Source organism: Lysobacter defluvii IMMIB APB-9 = DSM 18482, assembly GCF_000423325.1.
GTDB lineage: Bacteria > Pseudomonadota > Gammaproteobacteria > Xanthomonadales > Xanthomonadaceae > Novilysobacter > Novilysobacter defluvii.
The window spans coordinates 247,528-265,341 of record NZ_AUHT01000006.1 but is presented as its reverse complement, the minus strand read 5'-3'; the positions used below and the strand labels follow the sequence as shown (position 1 = coordinate 265,341).

The following is a 17,814-nucleotide window of genomic DNA, read 5'->3' as shown; positions in this document are numbered from 1 at the left end:
CGTGGCCCTTCCCCACGCTGGAGAATCCGATGGAACACACCGGCGCCGCCCGGCGCGACGAGGCGCACCACGACGGCGGCGCGATGCGCACCGCGCGGATCCTGGGCTTCCTGTTCAAGTACCGGAAGGCGGGCGTGTTCGAGGGGCTGTACCTGGACGACCTGCACGAGCACGCCGACCATCCGGCGAACCGGGACACCCGGCCCGAGCAGTTCGTCAACGACCTGGAGGAACTGGGCCCCACATTCGTGAAGATCGGCCAGGCGCTGTCGACGCGCCCGGACATGGTGCCGCCCGACTACCTGGCCGCGCTGGAGCGGATGCAGGACGACGTCGCCCCGATCGACCCGGCGGTGGTGCGCGGGCTGGTGGAGGAAGAGCTCGGCGTTCGGCTGGCCAAGGTGTTCACCGAATTCGACGATGCCCCGCTCGGCTGCGCCTCGCTCGCCCAGGTCCATCGCGCCGTCCTTCGCGACGGGCGCGAGGTGGCGGTCAAGGTCCAGCGGCCCGAGGCGCTCGAGCGGATCCGCGGCGACCTGGACGCGCTCGCCGCGATCGCCCGCCGGGTCGACCACAACACCCGGGTCGGACAGCGGATGCGCTTCACCGACTGGATCCACGAGTTCCGGCGCACGCTGCTGGCCGAGCTCGACTACCGCGCCGAGGCGGACAACCTGTCCCGATTCGCCGAGCACCTGCGCGCCTATCCGGAGCTGGTGGTCCCCGCCCCGATGCGCGACCTGTCCACCGGCCGCGTGCTGACCATGGAGCTGGTGACCGGCACCAAGGTCACCTCGATCACCGGCCTGCGGCGGACGGAGTGCTCGCTGGGCGGCGTCGCCGAAGCGCTCATGCGCGGGTACCTGGACCAGGCCTTCGTGCACGGCGAGATCCACGCCGACCCGCACCCGGGCAACCTGCTGCTGACCCCGGACAACCGGCTGGCGATCTTCGACCTGGGCATGGTGGCGCACATCCCGCCGCGCCAGCGCGACCACCTGCTCAAGCTGCTGTTCGCCGCCGTCGATGGCCGCGGCGAGGACGTCGCCGGCGAAGGCATCGCCATGGGCACGCGCCTGAGCGACTTCGACGAGGAGCGCTACCTGCGCGAGATCGGGCAACTGGTCGCCCGCTACGCCGCGCGCCAGTCGACCCCGGGCGGCGGACACCCGCTGTCGGAGGGCCGGCTGGTGCTGGACCTGACCCGCATCGCCACCGCCTGCGGCCTGCGCACGCCCCCGGAGCTGAGCCTGCTGGGCAAGACCCTGCTGAACCTGGAGGCGGTCTCCACCGCGCTCGACCCGGACATGGACGTCAAGAGCGTGGTCCGCGACCACCTGGAGAGCGTGATGCGCCAGCGCATGCGCCGGACCTTCTCGGCGGCCGCGCTGGCCGGGGAGATGATCGAGGTGCAGGAGCTGGTCCGCGAAGCCCCGCGCCAGCTGACCAACATCCTCTCGCTGCTGGGCGACAACCGGATGCAGGTCCGGGTCGCCGGCCTGGACGATTCGCAGTTGCTGGAGGCGCTGCAGAAGATCGCCAACCGGATCACCACCGGCGTGGTCATCGCCGCGCTGATCCTGGCCTCGGCGCTGGTGATGCGCGGAGGGCCCGGCAGCGGGCCGACGCTGTTCGGGTACCCGGCGATCGCGCTGGTGCTGTTCCTGATCGGCGCCGGCCTGGGCCTGTACGTCGTGGTCAGCGCGCTGGTACGGGACCGCCGTGCCCGCCCGCGGGAACAGCGCGCGCCACGCTGAACCGATGCGGCCCTGACGGCCGGTCGGACCAGGCCGATCGGCTAGAATGGGCGGCTGACACCGCTGCAGATTCCCGTGTATGTCCTCCCCCTTCGGCACCGAGACCGTGCTGGACGTCCACCACTGGACGGACGCCTACTTCAGCTTCACCACGACGCGCGACCCGGGCTTCCGGTTCGACAACGGCCAGTTCGTCATGATCGGCCTGGAAGTCGAGCAGCCCGACGGCCGGGTGAAGCCGCTGATGCGCGCCTACTCGGTCGCCAGCGCGAACTGGGAGGAGGAGCTGGAGTTCTTCTCGATCAAGGTGCAGGACGGCCCGCTGACCTCGCGGCTGCAGCACGTCAAGCCTGGTGACAAGATCCTGGTCGGCCGCAAGCCCACCGGCACCCTGCTGATCTCCGACCTGCACCCCGGCCGCAACTTGTACCTGCTCGGCACCGGCACCGGCCTGGCGCCATGGCTGTCGATCATCAAGGACCCGGAAACCTACGAGCGCTTCGAGCGGGTGATCGTGTGCCACGGCGTCCGCCACATCGCCGACCTGGCCTACCAGCAGCACATCAACCACGACCTGAAGCAGCACGAGTTCCTCGGCGAACTGATCGGCGACAAGCTGCTGTACTACCCCGCCGTCACCCGCGAGCCCTTCACCCACGAGGGTCGCGACCACCGCGGCCGGCTGACCGACGCCATGGCCAGCGGGGTGATGATGCAGAACCTGGGCATCGAGCCGCTGGATGCCGAGCACGACCGCGCGATGATCTGCGGCAGCCCGGCGATGCTGGCCGACTTCCGCACCCTGCTGGACGGGCGCGGCTTCCAGGCCTCGCCGCGGATCGGCAGCCTGGGGACCTACGTGTTCGAGCGGGCATTCGTCGAGAAGTAGCGCGCCGGCAGGCGCGCATGCCTGCTTCGGGGTGCCTGTCAACCCGTGACGCGCCGGCAGCCGGGGGCCAGAATCGCGCTTCCCGTTGAACCGCGCCCCGCCATGCCAGACCCCAGCCGTACGCTCGCCGCCCGGATCGCCCGCACCATTGCAGAGGAGATCGGCGCCCAGCCCGCGCAGGCCACCGCCGCCATCGCCCTGCTGGACGAAGGCGCGACCGTTCCCTTCATCGCACGCTACCGCAAGGAAGTCACCGGCGGGCTGGATGACACCCAGCTGCGCAACCTGGAGACCCGGCTGGCCTACCTGCGCGAGCTGGAGGACCGGCGCGCGTCGATCCTGGCCAGCATCGACGAGCAGGGCAAGCTGAGCGACGAGCTGCGCGCCGACATCGAGGCCGCCGACAGCAAGTCGCGGCTGGAAGACCTCTACCTGCCCTACAAGCCCAAGCGCCGCACCCGGGCCCAGATCGCCCGCGAGGCCGGGCTGGAGCCGCTGGCCGACGGGCTGCTGGCCGACCCGGGGCGGGTGCCCGAGGAGTTCGCCGCCGGCTTCGTCGACGCCGACAGGGGCGTGGCCGACGCGAAGGCCGCGCTGGAGGGCGCCCGCGCGATCCTGATCGAGCGCTGGGGCGAGGACGCGGCCCTGGTCGGCAGCCTGCGCGAGTGGCTCACCGAAGTCGGCCTGATCCGCGCGCGCGTCGTCGAGGGCAAGGAGGACGAGGGCGCCAAGTACCGCGACTACTTCGACCACGCCGAACCGCTGTCGAAGATCCCGTCCCACCGCATGCTCGCCCTGCTCCGCGGCCGCCGCGAGGAGGTGCTGGCGCTGGACCTGGACCCGGGCAGCGATGCCGAGGCCGGCCATGCACAGGGCGCCGGGCGCGTCGCCGCCCACGTCGGCATCGCCGACCGGGGCCGTCCCGCCGACGCCTGGCTGCTCACCGCCTGCCGCCTGGCCTGGAAGGCGCGCCTCCACCTGCACCTGATGCTCGACCTGTTCAACCAGGCGCGCGAAAAGGCCGAGGCGGAGGCGATCGAGGTCTTCGGCGACAACCTCAAGGACCTGCTGCTGGCCGCCCCGGCGGGCCCCAAGGCGGTGCTCGGCATCGATCCGGGGATCCGCACCGGCTGCAAGGTGGCTGTGGTCGATGCGACCGGCAAGCTGGTCGCCACCGACACCATCTACCCGCACGAGCCGCGCCGGCAATGGGACCAGTCGCTGCAGGTCCTGGCGCGCCTGTGCCGGCAGCACCGGGTGCAGCTGGTCGCCATCGGCAACGGCACCGCCAGCCGCGAGACCGACCGCCTCGCCGCCGACCTGCTCAAGCTGGCGCCGGAACTGGGCATGCAGAAGATCGTGGTCAGCGAGGCCGGCGCGTCGGTGTACTCGGCCTCGGAGACCGCCGCGCGCGAGTTCCCGGACCTGGACGTGTCGCTGCGCGGCGCGGTTTCGATCGCGCGACGGCTGCAGGACCCGCTGGCGGAGCTGGTCAAGATCGAGCCCAAGGCGATCGGCGTGGGCCAGTACCAGCACGACGTCGACCAGGTCCGGCTGGCGCGGACCCTGGACGCCCGCGTGGAGGACTGCGTGAACGCGGTTGGCGTCGACGTGAACACCGCCTCCGCCGCCCTGCTCTCCCGGGTCGCGGGGCTCTCCTCCACGGTGGCGACGAACATCGTCGTGCACCGCGACGCGAACGGCCCGTTCCGCAGCCGAAAGGCGCTGATGGAAGTGCCGCGCCTGGGCGCACGTACGTTCGAGCAGTGCGCCGGCTTCCTGCGCGTCCGCGACGGCGAGCAGCCGCTGGATGCCTCCGCCGTTCACCCGGAGGCTTACCCGGTGGTCGAGCGCATCGTAAAGGCCAGCGGCCGCCCGGTGTCCGCAATCATCGGCGACGGCAACTACCTGCGCGGGCTGCGCCCGGAAGACTTCACCGACGACAGCTTCGGCGTGCCCACCGTCCGCGACATCCTGCGCGAGCTGGAGAAGCCCGGCCGCGACCCGCGCCCCGAGTTCAAGGCCGCCCGATTCGCCGAGGGCGTCGAGGACATCCGGGACCTGCGCCCCGGGATGGTGCTGGAGGGCGTCGTCAGCAACGTGGCGGCGTTCGGCGCCTTCGTCGACATCGGCGTGCACCAGGACGGCCTGGTCCACATCTCCGCCCTCGCCGACCGCTACGTGAAGGACCCGCGCGAGGTGGTCAAGGCCGGCGACGTGGTGAAGGTGAAGGTGCTGGAGGTGGACGTGGCCAGGAAGCGGATCGCGCTGACGCGGCGGCTGGAGGATGAACCGGGCCAGCAACGCCCGGCCGCGGCCGAGGGGCGTGGCGGTGCGCGCCCGGGGAACCGCGGGCGCGGTGGCGCGAGCGGGGCGAAGCCGGTGGCGCCTCCGGCGAACAATGCGTTGGCGGCGGCGTTTGCTCGGGCGAAGGGCGGATGAAGGCCGCTCCCGGATCCCGCAAAAGCTAAAGCAGCCCTCACCCCAACCCTCTCCCGCAAGCGGGAGAGGGGGTAGTGCGGGGAGAAGGGAATTGCGCGGGCCGTGCCCAATCGGGCCGCTGGGCCGCGGGTGCCTTTCGTCATGGGTGGCGCGGCGCCCGTTCCGTTACGATCAGGTGGTTTTCACCAAGACGGGACAACCGCATGAAGCATCCTCTCGCACTGGCCCTTGCCATTGCCCTGTCCGGCACCCTGGTCGTCGGCTGCTCCGCTGACGCGCAGGACGACGCCGCGCAGACCCAGAACGTGAACGAAGCCAACCCGCTGTTCGCCGAAAGCACCCTGCCGCTGCACTACCCGCACTTCGACAAGATCCAGGACAGCCACTTCGGGCCGGCCTTCGATCGCGGCATGGAAGAGCACCTGGCCGAGATCGAGGCGATCGCCAGCAACGACGAGCCGGCGACCTTCGAGAACACCATCCTCCCGCTGGAGAAGTCCGGCGAGATCCTGAGCCGCACCTCGCGCGTGTTCTTCAACCTGGCCGGCGTCGAGAACAACGACGAGAAGAAGGCGATCCAGGCCGAGTACGCGCCCAAGCTGTCGGCGCACCGCGACGCGATCAGCCTCAACCCGGACCTGTTCGCCCGCATCAAGTCGCTGTACGAGCAGCGCAACGACCTGGGCCTGGACGCCGAGGCGGTCCGCCTGATCGAGCGCTACCACACCGACTTCGTGCGCGCCGGCGCCGAGCTCGACGAGACCCAGAAGGCGCGCCTGAAGGAGATCAACGGCGAGCTGGCGAAGCTGGGCACCCAGTTCAGCCAGAACGTGCTGGCCGAGGTGAACGATTCGGCGGTCCTGGTCGACACCCGCGAGGAGCTGGCCGGCCTGACCGACGAGCAGATCGAGGCCGCCGCCAAGGCCGCCGCCGATCGTGGCGAGGACGGCAAGTTCCTGATCACCCTGCTCAACACCACCGGCCAGCCGCCGCTGGCGCAGCTGGAGAACCGGGACCTGCGCGAGCGCATCTACAAGGCCTCGATCACCCGTGGCGCCCGCGGCAACGAGTACGACAACCGCGAGATCGTCTCCAACGTGCTGAAGCTGCGCGACGAGAAGGCCCGCATGCTCGGCTACGACACCTACGCCGCCTACGTGCTGGCCGACGAGACCGCCGGCACCCCGGAGGCCGTGAGCGCCATGCTCGACCAGCTGGCCCCGGCCGCCGTGGCCAACGCCCGCCGCGAGGGCGAGGCGCTGCAGGCCATGATCGACCGCGAGCAGGCCGCCAAGGGCGAGCCGAGCTTCGAGCTGCAGCCCTGGGACTGGGCCTACTACACCGAGAAGGTCCGCGCCGACCAGTACAACTTCGACGAGGGCCAGCTGCGTCCGTACTTCGAGATGACCAGCGTGCTCGAGGATGGCGTGTTCTACGCCATGAACAAGTTCTACGGCCTGGACTTCAAGCGCCGCACCGACCTGCCGGTCTACAACCCGGACGTGATGGTGTACGACGTGTTCGACGCCGACGGCGAGCAGCTGGCGATCTTCCTGTTCGACCCGTACGCCCGCCCGTCCAAGCGCGGCGGTGCGTGGATGAACTCCTACGTCTCGCAGTCCGGGCTGACCGGTGACCTGCCGGTCGTGGCCAACCACCTCAACATCACCAAGCCCACCAGCGGCCCGACCCTGCTGACCTGGGACGAGGTGACCACCACCTTCCACGAGTTCGGCCATGCGGTGCACGGCATGTTCTCGGACGTGGAGTACCCGTACTTCAGCGGCACCAGCGTCCCGCGCGACTTCGTCGAGTTCCCGTCGCAGGTGCACGAGATGTGGGCCGACTGGCCGGAGGTGCTGGCCAACTACGCCAAGCACCACGAGACCGGCGAGCCGATGCCGCAGGAGCTGCTGGACAAGGTCATCGAGACCTCGAAGTTCAACCAGGGCTTCGCGACCACCGAGTACCTGGCCGCGGCCATGCTCGACCAGCGCCTGCACCGCGTGAACGGCGAGGAGATCCCGTCGGCCGACGAGATCCTCGACTTCGAGGCCGCCGCGCTGAAGGCCGACGGCTTCGATTACCACGCCGTCCTGCCCCGCTACCGCACCACCTACTTCAGCCACATCATGGGTGGCTACGCGGCCGGCTACTACGCCTACATCTGGTCGGAGGTGCTGGACGCGACCACGGTGGAGTGGATCAAGGAGAACGGCGGCCTGACCCGCGCCAACGGCGACCGCTTCCGCCAGACCCTGCTGTCGCAGGGCGGCAGCAAGGACGCGATGGAGCTGTTCCGCGACTTCACCGGGCAGGAGCCGGACATCAACGCACTGCTGGTGCGCCGCGGCCTCGACGCCCCGGTGTCCGACGACAGCGCGGTCCCCGGCGGCCAGGAAGCCACCCCGCCGCAGGGCTGATCCCGCAGCCTGCAAGTGACAAGGCCGCCCGGAGCAATCCGGGCGGCCTTTCTTTTTCTTCCCTTCCCCCGCTCCTTCTCCCTTCTCCCGCTCGCGGGAGAAGGTGCCCGAAGGGCGGATGAGGGCCCTCCGCGCCCCTCAACTACTCTCCGCAGCAACAGCCCCCGACACCCCCGCCGCATCCGCACCCTCGCCACCCTCGAACAGCACCTGCAGTTCCGGCGCGACGCTGGGCAGCAGCACCGGCGCCGGCACCTCGACCGCCTGCATGCCCTCCGAATAGGGCGCGACCTGGTACGGCGGGAACACGAAGCGCAGCCCGGACAGCCGGCCGCGCTCACCGGCGAGCGGCTCGAACGCGGCGAAATCCTCCGCGCCCCCCGAGGTGCCCTGCTCGATCATCTCCCGGCCGGTGCGCTGCTGGCCGTCCCGGTCGACCGGGTCGGCGTCGGCATCCGCAAGACGTTCGCCCAGCTGCTCGGACAGGCGCTCGCGCACGTACTCCGCGATCGGCCCCCATCCTTCCGGCTCCGGCACCAGCCGCTCGGCCGTCAGCATCCGCCGCTGGGGCGGCAGCCAGACGAACCGCGCGACCAGGGGGATGCTGTGCGCGCCACCGGTGTAGGTGCTGCCGTCGGCGGCGTAGGCGACCACGTTCGGGGTCACCAGCACCTCCGAGAACGCCAGCGAAAGGTCGTACATGGCCTCGGAGGGATCCACCCCGCTCCTGGCGCTGCGTGCCTCCACCGCTTCCATCAGCTCCTGGCGGGCCTCCTCGGCGTACTCCGCCATCGCCGCGGCCAGCCCGGGATACTGCTCCGCCGATGGTGCGTAGCTGATGCCGATGACGTAGGTGGACGTGATCTCGCTGACGTCCTCGAGCTTTACCGGCTCGGCCGGCTCCGGGTCGGGAGGCGCCTGCCGGGCGTCGGCCGTCGCCGCGTTGGCCTCCGGCGCCGGCGCCGCCTCCTCGCGCCCGCAGCCCGCGAGTGCGACCGCCAGGGCCAGTGCCACCGCGCCTGCCGCACGGGTCGAAGTCGTTGCGCTCATCAATCGGTCCCTCCTGTGGGGAGGAACGTATCGATGCGGGCGTGACGCACGGATGCAGGCGAGCCACCCGTCACGGCAAAGCATCAGCGGCTGTCGCGGCGTCCCTGGTTGTGGCGGTCGCGGGTGCTGATGCTGCCCTGGTTTGCCTGCAGGCGCATCTCGCCGTGGTGCAGCTCCTGCGCCTTCAAACGGGCCTGTTCATCCTGGTAGCGGCCCGCGTCCGACCCCGGCTGGTCCTGGCTCGCCTGCTGCTGCGCGGCCTCGTTCTTGCGCTCCAGCAGCTCGCGGGTGTTCTCCATCGCCTGCTCGGGGGTGATCGACTGCCGATCCCGGCTGTCCTGCTGCTCGTTGGCGGGTTGCTCGTCGTTGCGGTTTTCGTCCTGGCTGCCCATGGGAGCCTCCACTGGTGGGTTTGGCCCCATCGATAGCACCGCGCCCATAAGAGCACGGTGAGCGCGACTAGAACGAAGGATTCATCAGCGCCGACAGGAAGTGCCCGGCGATCCGCGGCTCCATCAGCAGCATGAACAGGACACCGTAGATCGCGCCCGACAGGTGCGCGCTGTGGTTGACGTTGTCGGTGCCCTGGCGGTCCATCCAGAACGAGTAGCCGACGTAGAACACCCCGTACAGGATCGCCGGCACCGGCAGGAAGAACACGAAGATCAGCCCCCACGGGTTGAACAGGATGAAGGCGAACAGCACCGCCGACACCGCCCCGGAGGCACCCAGGCTGCGGTAGCGGGCGTCGTGCCGGTGGCGCAGGTAGCTGGGCAGGATCGCGATCACGATCGCCGACAGGTAGAACAGCACGAACCCGACCGGGCCGATCATCTGCGTGACCAGCTGCTCGGCGAAGCGCCCGAAGAAGAACAGCGTGATCATGTTGAACAGCAGGTGCTGCCAGTCGGCGTGGACGAAGCCGTGCGTCACCAGCCGGTCGTACTGGCGCTGGCGGTCGATCGCCGGCGGCCACAGCATCAGCCGGTCCAGCAGGCGCGGGCGCTGCCAGGCCTGCCAGGAAACCAGCACGGTGATCGCGATCAGGACCAGGGTGATCATGGCTCAGGCCTCCCGGTAGTTGTCGGCCATGCGGTAGCGCCGCGCGTACAGGCCGAACACCAGCGCCGCCACCAGCGCGAACGCGGCGAAGAAGAACATCTGGAAGGCCGCGGTACTCAGCCCGGTCGTGGCGATGCTCCCCGTGACCGCGTCGTTGCGCACCGCCGCGTTGGCCAGCAGCACCCACAGGTTGCCGATGGTGGTGGTCAGGTTCCAGAAGCTCATCACCACGCCCTTCATCGCCTGCGGCGCCTGGCTGTAGGCGAACTCCAGCCCGGTGGCCGAGACCAGCACCTCGCCGAAGGTCAGCAGCGCGTAGGGCAGCACCTGCCAGACAATCGACATCGCGTTGCCGGTGTCCATCGCCACCTGGATGCCGCCCACCACGATCCAGGCCAGGCCGCTGAAGGCGATGCCCGCGGTCATCCGGCGCAGCGCCGTCGGCTCCCACCCGAAGCGCTTGAGCGCCGGGTACAGCACCAAGTTGTTGAACGGGATCAGGATCATCACCAGCGCCGGATTCAGCGCCTGCATCTGCGAGGCCACGAACCAGTCCGGCTTGGTCATGGCCGTGCCCTGGATCACCCAGGTCGAGGCCTTCTGGTCGAACAGCGAGTAGAACGGCGTGGTCAGGGCGAAGATCACCAGCACCCGCAGCACGTTACGCACGCCGTCGACCGCCTCCGGCGGGTGCACGCCGCGGGCGCGGTCGAGCTGGATCCACGCTCCGCCACCGATGCCCGCCAGCAGCGCCACCAGCGCCACGCAGAAGGCGATCACGAAGCCCAGCGACGGGATCAGCGCGGTCGAGGCCGCCGCCAGCACCAGTCCGGCGATCGCCACCCACAGGCCCGGGCGCCCCTTGCCGGGCACCTCGCGCATCAGCGCGGTGCGGATCACGTTGGAGAAGGAATTCGGATCGGCGGTAGTCGCCGGCGGCACCATCACGTAGTGCTTGCGGCCCAGCCAGAACACGAAGGTGGCGATGAACATCAGCAGCCCCGGGATGCCGAACGCCACGCTGGGCCCGAAGTTTTTCAGGAACAGCGGCATCAGCAGCGAGGCGAACAGCGAGCCGAAGTTGATGATCCAGTAGAAGCCGTCGAACACCACCTTGGCCAGGTGCTTGTTGGACTGGTCGAACTGGTCGCCCACGAACGAGGCCACCAGCGGCTTGATGCCGCCCGCGCCCAGCGCGATCAGCCCCAGGCCGGTGAAGAAGCCGGTGCGGTTGTCCTCGAACAGCGCCAGGCAGGCATGGCCGGCGCAGTAGACCAGGCTGAACCACAGGATGGTGTTGTACTTGCCGAAGAAGCGGTCGGCCAGGTAGCCACCCAGCAGCGGGAAGAAGTACACCCCGATCATGAAGGAGTGCATCAGGTCCTTCGCGGCCAGCTCCCGCTCCCCCGCGTCCAGGATGTGCTGGAGCAGCGTGGAGGTGATCAGGAACTGCACCAGGATGTTGCGCATCCCGTAGAAGCTGAAGCGCTCGCAGCCCTCGTTGCCGATGATGTAGGGGATCTGGCGCGGGAAGCGGCCCGTGCGGGCGGGCGCGGCGGGAGTCGACGACATCGTGGTCCGGTTCCGGGGCGAAAGCGCCCAAGAGTACCGGAAGCCCGCCTGCGCCCGTACGTGACCACCGGCTCTTGTGCCCGGGCGCGGCACGGCCGGTACCATCGCCGGCTCCCATGTTCATGGACAGGATCCGGATGACCCTTTCCCGCCTCGCCGCCCCCGCCCTCCTCTGCCTGGCGATCGCCGCCGCGCTGCCGGGTGCCGCCCGCGCCCAGGCCCCGCTCACCACCCACGCCGAGCGCAGCGGCTTCCTCGAGACCGGCCGCTACCCGGAGGTGATCGAGCTGTGCGAGGCCTTCGCCACGCGCTACCCCGACGCGGTGCGCTGCACCGACTTCGGCACCACCCCGCAGGGCCGGCCGATGAAGGCGCTGGTGGTAAGCCAGTCGGGCGCCTTCACCCCCGAGCAGGCACGCGAACGGGGCCTGCCGGTCACGCTGATCCAGGGCGGCATCCACGCCGGCGAGATCGACGGCAAGGACGCGGGCTTCCTCGCCCTGCGCCAGCTGCTGGAGGGAGAGGCCTCGCCGGGCGTGCTGCAGATGCAGGTGTTCGTGTTCGTGCCGGTGTTCAACGTCGACGGGCACGAGCGCTTCAAGGCCTGGAACCGTCCGAACCAGCGCGGACCGAAGGAGATGGGCTGGCGCACCACCGCCCAGAACCTCAACCTCAACCGCGACTACCTGAAGGCCGAGGCGCCGGAGATGCAGGCGATGCTGCGGCTGATGGAGGCCTGGGATCCGCTGGTCTACGTTGACCTGCACGCGACCAACGGCGCGCAGTTCGAGCACGACATCTCGATCCAGGTCGAGCCGGTCAACAGCGGCGATCCGGCGCTGCGCGAGGCCGGGCGTGCCCTGCGCGACGGCACCATCGCCGCGCTGTCGGAGGCCGGCTCGCTGCCGCTGCCGTTCTACCCGTCCTTCGTGCAGCACGACAACCCGGCCTCGGGCTTCGAGGACGGGGTATCGCCGCCGCGCTTCTCACACGGTTACATGCCCTACCGCAACCGCTTCGGGATGCTGGTGGAGACGCACTCGTGGAAGGAGTACCCCGAGCGGGTCCAGACCACCCGCAACACCATCCTCGCCGTGCTCGACCTGGTGGCCGCCAACGGTGCCCGCTGGATGGGCCTGGCGCGCGAGGCCGATGCGCGCGCGGAGCGGCTCGGCGGCAGCCCGGTGGAGCTGGACTACGGCGCGACCGACGCGTGCCGGCGATTCGACTTCCGTGGCTACGAGTACACCCGGACCCCGTCCGAGGTGTCGGGCGGGATCATGACCCGCTACGACGAGGCCACGCCCGAGGTCTGGAACGTGCCGCTGTGCGACGACATCGCACCGGCGCTGGTGGTGGACGCGCCGAAGGCGGGCTACCTGGTCCCGGCCGAGCAGGCAGACCGGGTGGCACCGAAGCTGGACCTGCACGGCGTGCAGTACCGGCGCCTGGAGCAGCCGTTGCAGGGCGCGCGGGTGCAGGCGTTCCGCGCCGTCGCGGCGAACCTGGCCGCGCGCTCAATGGAAGGCCTGCAGAGGATCGAACTGGAAGGCGACTGGGAGGCGGAGACCCACGACCTGGTCGCGGGCGCCCTGTACGTGCCGATCGCGCAGGCCCGCTCGCGCATGGCAATGGCGCTGCTGGAGCCGGAGGCGCCGGATTCCCTGGCCGCCTGGGGCTGGTTCAACAACGCCTTCGAACGCAAGGAATACATGGAGGCCTACGTCGCCGAGCAGGTCGCCCGCGAAATGCTGGGCGACCGGCGGACGAAGGCCGAGTTCGAGCGCCGCCTGCGCGAGGACGAGGAGTTCGCCTCGAGCGCGCAGGCGCGGCTGGACTGGTTCTACCGGCGCCACGACGCCTGGGACGACCGGCTGGACCTGTATCCGGTGTTCCGGACCGATCGCGCGCCGCGTTGACGAAGGCCGGGGGCGTGCCGCTGGCGCGCCCCCGGTCCCCACTGCTCAGCGGAACGAATACCCGGCCGACAGGCCGATCATCCAGTTCCGCCCCGGCGCCGGCTCGTAGTACCGGCCGTTGCCCTCGTTGACGATGACCGAGCCGATCACGTCGCGGTCGAACAGGTTGTTGATCCGGGCGAAGCCGCGCCACTCCAGCCCGGCCCACCGGAAGCGGCGCTCGGCAGCCAGGTCGAAGCTGGCGTAGGCCGGGGCCGATTCGGTGTTGTCGTCGTTGACCCACACGCGGTCGGAGAACCGGCCCTCGAGCATCACGTCGGTGTCGGCCAACGGGCTCCAGCGCAGTTGCCCCCAGGCGAAGTGCTTGGCCAGGCCCGGGATGTTGCGGCCGCCCTGGATGATCAGGTCGTCGACCGCGCAGGGCGGCGCGCCGCACAGGGCGAAGTCGTCGGCGTATTCGGCGTCCAGGTAGGTGTAGGCGGTGGCGAAGTGCCAGTCCGGTGCCAGCTCGCCGGCCAGCGCCAGTTCGACGCCCTGCCGCCGCGATTCCTCGGCATTGGCGTAGGTGCTGCGCCCGCCCTCGTTGGCGGCCACCACGATCTCGTCCTCGGTGCGGCTGTGGAACAGCGCCGCCGAGTACTCGAAGCGCTCGTTGCGTCCGCGCAGGCCGACCTCCGCATTGCGCGAGCGCGCCGGGTCCAGGTTGGAGTTGAGGCCGCTCAGGCCGTCGCTGCGGTAGGCGAGCTCGGCGAAGGTCGGGGTCTCGAACCCGGCACCGGCGTTGGCATAGAGGCTCAACGTCGGGGTGGCGCGGTACAGCACGCCGATCACCGGGGAGGTCCTGGAGTACTCGAGGCTGCCGCTGTCGTCGGGGTTGGCGGCGGTGACGAAGCGGTCGCGCGACTCGAACTCGATGCGGCTGTGGCGCGCGCCCACGTTGACGCGCCAGCGCTCGGCCGGTGCCCAGTCGGCCTGCACGTACACGTCGCGCCCGGTGACCTGGTTGTCCTCGTCGCGGCGCAGCGCGCCGATCACGCCGACGCGGTCGCCGATGAAGTTCTCGAAGCCCAGCCGGCGCTCGTCCGATACCTCGTGCGAGTAGCCAGCCGTCAGCGAGAACGGCCGGTCCAGCCAGTCCCCTTCCCAGCGCCAGCGCAGGTCGCCGCCGAAGTAGTCGCGGTCCAGGTCGATCGCCCCGCCGCCATGCAGCGGCCGCTGCTGGACGAACACCGGGATCGACAGCATCTGGGTGGTCTCGCGGTTGCCGGTATAGGCGGTGAAGGCAAGCCCGTGCCCGCCCCCGAGCGCCTGCTCCAGGTTCAGGCCGACCTGGTCCTGGCGCACCGTCTTGCGGGTATCGAAGGTCCACGCGCCGTCGCTGGCCGCGCGCCGGTCGCCCGAAAGCTGCTCCCGGGTGAGGCCCTGCGGGTCGTCCGCCTCCAGATCGATGGAGTTGGCGAGCACGGTGTAGCGGCCGCCGGTCCCCAGCGCGCCCTTGAGCACCATCTGGCCCTGCCTGCGGCTGGCCGCGCTGTGGTCGCGGTACCCGTCGGTGTCCAGGTCCACCAGGTCGACCAGGAAGCTGCCCTCTCCGTCCGCGCCCCAGGGCGCGTGGTAGCTGAGCGAGCCGCGGCGCAGGCCATCGGAGCCGGTGACGTACTCGCCGCGCAGGAACGGATCCACCGGCGCGTCGGCGGTGAACAGCGAGATCACGCCACCGGACGCATTGCCGTACAGGGCGGAGAACGGCCCGCGCAGGACCTCGATGCGGTCGGCCGCGTCCAGCAGGAAGTGCGAGACCTGGCCCTGCCCGTCCGGCATCGTGGCCGGGATGCCGTCGGTGTACATGCGGATGCCGCGCACGCCGAAGGTCGCGCGGGCACCGAAACCCCGGATCGAGATCTGCTGGTCCTGGGCGTAGTTCTGCCGGTCGCGCGCCACCACGCCGGGAATGCGCTGCACCGACTCGGACAGGTTGATGCGCGGCTGCGCCAGGCGCACGTCGCGCCCGTCCACCACGTCCACCGCGGCCGGGACCACCAGGTCGTCGGACGGCTGGCGGGTGGCGGTCACCACGACGTGGTCGAGGGTGACCGGGTCAGCGGAAGCGGCGTCCTGACCGGACTGGCCGGCAGGCGCGGCCAGCAGCGGCGGCGACGCCAGCGCTGCGCCAAGGGCAAGGACCAGGGGAACGCGGCGGGGGAGAAGGAGGGATCGGGGGAGATCGGGCATCCGGCCCGGCTGGGGCTGATTCAAGGCGTCTCCGGAAAACTGTGGGGGACCGGCCATTATCGGCCCCGGGGACGGTCGCATGCCCCGGCGTGATGGCACTGTTCATTCCATCCCGGGCTTCAGCACCCAGCTCCCCAGGCGGGCGTAGGCGTGGCCCGCGGCCGCATCGCTGTGGACCAGCACCAGCTCCGTGGCGTTCCACTCCAGCGGCCCGATCGCCAGCGACGGCAGCGGTCGGCGGGCGTCGCGGACCACGGTGACGTGGGGTACGAACGCCGGGGCCGGCGCGAGCGGCAGCATGCTGGCGCCGAGCGAACGCTCCAGCGCACCCTGCAACGCCGCCAGCGGAGGCGGCACGTCCGCGCAGCCAAGCCACCACGGGATCGAGCGGTTGCGGAAACTCCCGGCCCGGTCCAGATGGAAGGTGAACGGCTCCAGGGGCAGCGTCCCTGCCGCGGCGCGAAACGTGTCCAGCAGTCCAGCGGCGAGCGAATCGAAGCCCCCGAGGAAGCGGAGCGTCATGTGGTAGCGCTCGGGCCGTATCCGGCGGCCTGCACCGGGCTGCGTCGCCTCAAGGTCGGCGGCGATCCGTGCCATCGCCTCCCGCAGTGCCTCGTCCGGCATCAAGGCGAAGAACAGGCGGTGGCGGCCCGGCGGGGGACTCGCCGCGGAGCGGATTTCCCGGCGCCCGTTCAGCGCGGCACGTCGAGGTAATGCTCGCGCAGGGTCGAACGCCACAGCCATTTCTCTCCGTCCCGCACCGGCATGCCCGTGTGCAGCGACATCGGGTCGGGCTGGCCGTCGGGGCCCACGTTGTAATGCAGCACGCCCTGGCCGCGCCGCCCCGCGACGCTGAGTCCGGCCTTGTCGTACACCGTCTCCCCTCCGGCCGCCGGAGCGCGCAGGCAGACCAGGAACGTGGCGATGCGCTGGCCGCCGAAGTCCCGTCCCTCGCGCCGGTCGCGCTCGATCTGGTCCGGACTGAAGAAATCCACGTGCGGCCGGTACTCTTCCCCCGGCAGATAGCGGATGACCGAGCACGGTTCCAGCGCACGCGGCGACCAGTCCGTCATCCGCGCGATCCGCTGCTCCACGATCCGCACCACCGAAGTAGCGGCCATGGCGTTGATCGCCTGTCCGCTGCCGCTGAAATAGAGTGCCTCCGCATCGTCGTTGTCGCGGCCCGCGCGCCGGTACTCCCCGGCCTTGCGCAGGGTTCCCGCAACCCGGGACATGAGGTGGTCGCACTCCTCGCGGCTGGCGAAGTCGGTACTGGTCGCCACCCTGGGCGCATGCGAGAGCCAGTGCCAGTTGCCGGGCTGGTGGGCGGCGGGCCGTGCCCCGCCGGGAGCGACCCGGAGCCGCCCACCCGCGTCGAGCCGCAGCGCCGGATGACCGATCCGGCTGAAGTGCGCCTCAAGCGCGAGCGTGGCGGCTCGCCGCTGGGCCGCACCGGCCCGGCCGGGACCGAGCGCCTCCAGGGGGGCGCTGTCCATGTTCGACTTCAGGCGACGGTGCCACTCCGTCGCACGCGGCGAAGGAGCGCCGGGAACGAGCTCGTCGGCGGCCTCCGCCGCACCGGGGTAGCCGCCGTCGGCGGCCCGGGACAGGAGGGCACGGCCGAAATCGGGATCGGCCGCAACCCCGGTACCGGCGGCGAACCTCAATCCCAGCGAGTAATAGCCCGCGGGATCGCCCAGCGCGCTCGCACGGGCGAAGAAGGTGCAGGCGGTGTCCCCTTCCCCGCCCGGGCCACCGGGTTCCACCCCGGCATGGTCGAGGAGGTAACCGGCCTCCCATGCGGCGCGGGAATGCCCCTGGCCGGCCAGTTCCTTATGCAACTCGAAGGCACGCGCCGGGGACGGTTCAACGCCGCGGCCGGCCAGGTACATCTCCGCGAGCCGGTCCATTGCGGCCGGCATGCCCGCGTCCGCGGCCCGGGACATCCAGCGCGCGGCCTCGGCCGCTGCCCCGGGTCGCACCGCCAGCTGGACGTAGTACGCGGCGAGGAACCAGTGCGCCTGCACCGCCAGCGGCCCTTCCGAAGCGGCCAGCAGGAGCTCCAGCCCACGCTCGTGCTCGGGCGTCCCGTACCGGTGGCGGCTGAGCCAGCGGTTGCCCAGTTCCAGTCGCGCAGCGTCGTCCCCGCTGCGAACGGCCTGTTCGAGGACTTGATCGGCAACGGCTGTCGACATTCGCCGGGCTCGCGTGGGGTTCCTGGTGCATCGTACGCGCTTGTGCCGCGCCCGCAATTCGGCCCCGCGCTGCTCCGTCCCGGTGGTCGGCAACAACCTGGCGATCTTCTTCATCCGCGACGCGATCTGGTTCCCCGACGTCATACATTCGCTCAAGCCCGACCCGGTCACCTTCCGCCAGGAGCCCAACCGCATCTTCGACTTCATGAGCCAGACGCCGGAGTCGATGCACATGCTCACCCACCTGTTCAGCCCGCGCGGCATCCCGGCCAG

Annotated in this window: 12 protein-coding genes and 1 pseudogene; 6 read left to right on the top strand and 7 right to left on the bottom strand. The window is 70.5% G+C overall.

Annotated features, from left to right (window positions below):
* Nucleotides 1–29 precede the first annotated feature (29 nt).
* The 4 genes from G545_RS0105675 (at nucleotide 30) to G545_RS13725 (ending at nucleotide 7,511) form a co-directional block, all read left to right on the top strand.
* A complete protein-coding gene (locus G545_RS0105675; RefSeq protein ID WP_027069541.1) occupies nucleotides 30–1,757 on the top strand; it encodes an ABC1 kinase family protein in 1,728 nt (575 codons plus the stop codon).
* 79 nt (nucleotides 1,758–1,836) lie between these two features.
* The gene (locus tag G545_RS0105670) at nucleotides 1,837–2,646 is read left to right on the top strand and encodes a ferredoxin--NADP reductase (RefSeq protein ID WP_027069540.1); all 810 of its coding nucleotides are present in this window, start codon (nucleotides 1,837–1,839) and stop codon (nucleotides 2,644–2,646) included.
* 102 nt (nucleotides 2,647–2,748) lie between these two features.
* A complete protein-coding gene (locus G545_RS0105665; RefSeq protein ID WP_027069539.1) occupies nucleotides 2,749–5,088 on the top strand; it encodes a Tex family protein in 2,340 nt (779 codons plus the stop codon).
* A 203-nt stretch (nucleotides 5,089–5,291) separates the two neighbouring features.
* The gene (locus G545_RS13725; RefSeq protein ID WP_081677745.1) at nucleotides 5,292–7,511 is read left to right on the top strand and encodes a M3 family metallopeptidase; all 2,220 of its coding nucleotides are present in this window, start codon (nucleotides 5,292–5,294) and stop codon (nucleotides 7,509–7,511) included.
* A 138-nt stretch (nucleotides 7,512–7,649) separates the two neighbouring features.
* On the opposite strand, the gene G545_RS13720 is transcribed toward G545_RS13725, so the two are convergent.
* The 4 genes from G545_RS13720 to G545_RS0105640 all read right to left on the bottom strand — a co-directional run bounded on the left by G545_RS13720 (nucleotide 7,650) and on the right by G545_RS0105640 (nucleotide 11,195).
* Nucleotides 7,650–8,561, bottom strand: coding sequence for an RsiV family protein (locus G545_RS13720; protein ID WP_154656519.1), 912 nt, complete (start codon nucleotides 8,559–8,561; stop codon nucleotides 7,650–7,652).
* Nucleotides 8,562–8,644: 83 nt separating this feature from the next.
* Nucleotides 8,645–8,953, bottom strand: a complete 309-nt coding sequence (locus tag G545_RS0105650; RefSeq protein WP_027069538.1) for a hypothetical protein — start codon at nucleotides 8,951–8,953, stop codon at nucleotides 8,645–8,647.
* A gap of 67 nt (nucleotides 8,954–9,020) precedes the next feature.
* Nucleotides 9,021–9,623 carry a rhomboid family intramembrane serine protease gene (locus G545_RS0105645; RefSeq protein ID WP_027069537.1) on the bottom strand — a complete coding sequence of 201 codons (603 nt, stop codon included), beginning with the start codon at nucleotides 9,621–9,623 and terminating at the stop codon, nucleotides 9,021–9,023.
* A 3-nt stretch (nucleotides 9,624–9,626) separates the two neighbouring features.
* Entirely contained in the window at nucleotides 9,627–11,195 is a 1,569-nt protein-coding gene (locus G545_RS0105640; RefSeq protein WP_027069536.1) for a POT-type proton-dependent oligopeptide transporter, read from the bottom strand.
* Between the two features lie 137 nt (nucleotides 11,196–11,332).
* Between G545_RS0105640 and G545_RS0105635 the strand changes: the two genes are divergently transcribed.
* Entirely contained in the window at nucleotides 11,333–13,114 is a 1,782-nt protein-coding gene (locus G545_RS0105635) for a M14 family zinc carboxypeptidase (protein ID WP_036136068.1), read from the top strand.
* A 45-nt stretch (nucleotides 13,115–13,159) separates the two neighbouring features.
* On the opposite strand, the gene G545_RS0105630 is transcribed toward G545_RS0105635, so the two are convergent.
* The 3 genes from G545_RS0105630 to G545_RS14960 form a co-directional block, all read right to left on the bottom strand.
* Nucleotides 13,160–15,370: a TonB-dependent receptor family protein gene (locus G545_RS0105630; protein WP_161625771.1), complete on the bottom strand. Its 2,211-nt coding sequence runs from the start codon at nucleotides 15,368–15,370 to the stop codon at nucleotides 13,160–13,162.
* A gap of 78 nt (nucleotides 15,371–15,448) precedes the next feature.
* The gene (gene thpR, locus G545_RS13715; protein ID WP_081677743.1) at nucleotides 15,449–16,090 is read right to left on the bottom strand and encodes an RNA 2',3'-cyclic phosphodiesterase; all 642 of its coding nucleotides are present in this window, start codon (nucleotides 16,088–16,090) and stop codon (nucleotides 15,449–15,451) included.
* Complete coding sequence (locus G545_RS14960) at nucleotides 16,039–17,541, bottom strand: 2OG-Fe(II) oxygenase (protein ID WP_052106538.1); 1,503 nt, start codon at nucleotides 17,539–17,541, stop codon at nucleotides 16,039–16,041. Before G545_RS14960 ends, thpR begins: the two co-directional genes overlap by 52 nt.
* 13 nt (nucleotides 17,542–17,554) lie before the next feature.
* On the opposite strand from G545_RS14960, the pseudogene G545_RS16105 reads away from it, so the two are divergent.
* Nucleotides 17,555–17,773, top strand: a pseudogene (locus tag G545_RS16105) (catalase); the annotation flags it as partial.
* Between the last annotated feature and the right edge of the window lie 41 nt (nucleotides 17,774–17,814).